General features: G+C 65.4%; 4 protein-coding genes. 1 reads left to right on the forward strand and 3 read right to left on the reverse strand.

From position 1 onward, the window contains the following. Positions 1–928: glycoside hydrolase family 2 protein (locus AC1DJN_RS21335; protein ID WP_478040132.1), on the forward strand; the 928-nt coding region annotated here is incomplete at its 5' end. 139 nt (positions 929–1067) lie between these two features. On the opposite strand, the gene mtnC is transcribed toward AC1DJN_RS21335, so the two are convergent. The 3 genes from mtnC to AC1DJN_RS21350 form a co-directional block, all read right to left on the reverse strand. Continuing rightward, positions 1068–1763, reverse strand: coding sequence for an acireductone synthase (gene mtnC, locus AC1DJN_RS21340; RefSeq protein ID WP_032975514.1), 696 nt, complete (start codon positions 1761–1763; stop codon positions 1068–1070). A gap of 3 nt (positions 1764–1766) precedes the next feature. Then, positions 1767–2324: a 1,2-dihydroxy-3-keto-5-methylthiopentene dioxygenase gene (locus AC1DJN_RS21345; RefSeq protein WP_025874787.1), complete on the reverse strand. Its 558-nt coding sequence runs from the start codon at positions 2322–2324 to the stop codon at positions 1767–1769. Positions 2325–2415: 91 nt separating this feature from the next. Further along, positions 2416–3057 carry a methylthioribulose 1-phosphate dehydratase gene (locus AC1DJN_RS21350; RefSeq protein WP_478040134.1) on the reverse strand — a complete coding sequence of 214 codons (642 nt, stop codon included), beginning with the start codon at positions 3055–3057 and terminating at the stop codon, positions 2416–2418. Positions 3058–3189: the final 132 nt, after the last annotated feature.

A 3189-nucleotide genomic window follows, 5' to 3' on the forward strand; every position in this document is an offset into this window, starting at 1 on the left:
CTTCATGTCCGAGTATGGCCTGCAGGCCTGGCCAGCGGTGGCGACGGTGGACCAGATTGCCACCCGTGCCGAACAGCGCATCGACAGCCCGGTGATCCGTGCGCACCAGAAGTTCATGGCCGGCGAGGGCAATGCACGCCTGCTGCACTACATCGAGCTGGGCTACGGCACGCCGAAGGACTTCGAGGACTTCGTCTACCTGAGCCAGGTGATGCAGGCCGATGGCATCGCCCTGGCGGCGCTGCACCATCGCGCTTCGCGGCCCTACACGATGGGCTCGCTGTACTGGCAGCTCAACGATGTCTGGCCGGGAGCATCGTGGTCGAGCGTCGACTACTTCGGTCGCTGGAAGGCGCTGCACTATGCCGCGCGGCGCTTCTTCGCGCCGGTTACGGTGGCCGCACTGCGCGATGAAGGCGGTACGCGCGTGCGCCTGATCAATGATGGTGCCGCGCTGGATGCACGTTGGCGCCTGCGGGTGATGGACGTTGAGGGCAAGGTGCTGCGCCGTCGCGAGCAGGCGATGACCCTGGCCGCCGCCGGGGTGATCGATATCGGCACCTACGCGGATGCCGAGCTGCTGGTCGGTGCCGATCCGGCGCGGACGGTGGCGGTGTTCGAACTGCTGCAGGATGGCAAGGTGACGGCACGGCAGGTGGTCGGCTTCGTCGAAGCAAAGGATCAGGTGCTGCCACGCCAGCAGTTGACGTCAACGCTGGCGATCGACGGTGACCACTATCGCCTGCGGCTGCACAGCGCTGCGCTGGTGCGCGCAGCCTGGATCGATTTCGGCGCGCTCGACGTGCAGGTGGAAGACAACCTGCTGGACCTGCTGCCGGGCGAAACCCGCGACATCGCCGTGCGTGGCCCGGTGGATCTGGCTGCGCTGCGCGAGGCGTTGAAGGTGAAGACCCTCAACGATCGTTGAGCAGCGCCGTCTACCCGCCTTGGTAGGTGCCAACCTTGGTTGGCACATCAGAAGCGGATCTGCCCTTGGTAGGTGCCAACCTTGGTTGGCACATCAGAAGCATGCCAACCAAGGTTGGCATTCACCAAAGCGGATGGCCTTACAGCTGGATCTGCTGGAAGTTCTCGACGCGATCATGGCCGTTGGCGGCGTCGCCGATGCGCGGCATCGGGTAGTCGTCCAGGCGATCGATCAGGCGTGTCTGCAGGCCGGCTTCGCGGGCGGCGTCCAGTTCCTCGACCACGTCGGACAGGAACAGGATCTCGCCAGCGGGAACGCCGATGGCCTGCACGATGTGGCGGTAGCTGTCGGCCTCGCGCTTGCCACCGACTTCGGTATCGAACCAGCCCGACACCAGCGGACTCAGGTCACCGGCGTCGCTGAAGCCGAAGAACAGCTTCTGCGCCGGCACCGATCCGGAGGAGTACACATACAGCGGCAGGCCCGAGGCGTGCCACCCCTTCAACACCGGCGCAACCTCCGGGTAGAAGTGCGCGGTGTAGTCGCCACGACGGTAGCCTGCGTCCCAGATCAGCCCCTGCAGGGCCTTCAGTGCGGTGTGCTTGCGGTCCTGGTCGATCCAGCCCTGCAGCGTCTCGGCCACCAGGCTGTCCTGGCAGGCGCCGCCGATCTCGGTGGCGACTGCATCCAGCCAGCGACGCACCTCCGGTTGCTGGCCATGGTCGGCGACGAAGCCGGGCAGCGCCTGGCGTGCGTACGGGAACAGCACGTTCTTGACGAATGAGATGCTGCTGGTGGTGCCTTCGATGTCGGTCAGGATGACGCGGGGCTGCATTGATCAGGACGCCTGGGTCGGAATGTAGCGGGGGAATTTCTGCGCGATGTCGGTGCCGGTGAAGTGACCGACCCAGCCATCCGGTTCGGTGAAGAAGCGGATCGCCACGAAGCTCGGCTCATCACCCATGTCGAACCAGTGGGTGGTGCCGTCGGGCACGGCGATCAGGTCATCCTTCACGCACTCGATCTCATAGACCTTGTCGCCCACGTGCAGGGTGAACAGGCCCGAGCCGGCGACGAAGAAGCGTACTTCGTCTTCCTTGTGGAAGTGTTCGTCGAGGAATTTCTTCCTCAGCTCGGCGCGGTTCGGGTTGTCCGGGGCGATCGAGGCCACGTCCACGCTCTTGAAGCCGCGTTCGGCAACCAGGCGGTCGATGTCGGCGCGGTAGGCGGCGAACACTTCGTCCTGGCTTGCGCCCGGGGCGACCGGCGCGGTGGCCTGCCAGCGCTCAAAGGTGACGCCGATCTTCTGCAGTTCGGCAGCGATGATCGCGCCGTCCTGGGTGTCCAGCAGCGGCGATTCGGGATGGGTATCGTCGTAGATGCGCAGTCGGCTCATGGCGGCAGCTTGAACGTCTCGGGGAAGGACAGGGTAGCAGGGTGGCATTGATGGCCTGATTCCAGAACGGCATCTGGCCGTGCCGGAAACTTCAGCGGCGCAGCTTGCGCAGCTCCAGCTCGCAGTGCAGCAGGAATTCGAACGCTTCCATGTGCCGCCGTGCTTCGGCCATGTCGCGGCCCCAGGCGTACAGGCCATGGCCGTCGATCAGGTAGCCCCAGAGGGTCTGCGTGTCGAGCAGGGCGTCGACCTGGGCAGACAGCACGTCCATGTCCTGGGTGTTGGCAAACACCGGGATGTCGATGGCCATCTCGTGGGTGCTGTTGCCCGCGAAGGCCTTCAGCAGTTCGTAGCCTTCCACCCGGATATGGCCCTGCGGTGCATACAGGCGCGAGGCGATGGTCTSCACCGGCGAATGCGTATGCAGCACGCAGCCGATCTCCGGGAAGCGGCGATACAGCTGGGTATGCAGCAGGGTTTCGGCAGACGGGCGCAGCGGGCGGCCGACGGCCTTGCCATCGAAATCCACGACCATGATGTCGTCTTCGATCAGGCGGCCCTTGTCCTTGCCGGAGACGGTGATCGCGGCGTGGCGGTCGTCCAGGCGGTGGGAGAAGTTGCTGCTGGTGGCCGGGGTCCAGCCGGCCTGGGCCAGTTCGCGGACGTTGTCGATCAGCAGCTGGGCCAGTTCGCTCAGGCGCGCGGTGTCGTAGGGGAAGGTGGGGGTGTCCATGCCGGCATTTTACGTGATYCAGCCCATTGCTGGGCCTGCGGGGCGGTAGCTGGCCTGCTGCGTGGACAAGGCTCCGCGGTTTGCCGGCAGACGGTGGGCAGGATTTGGATCGAGGCAAGCACAGCGCTGGCT

Source organism: Stenotrophomonas sp. 05L414_2 (assembly GCF_056397905.1).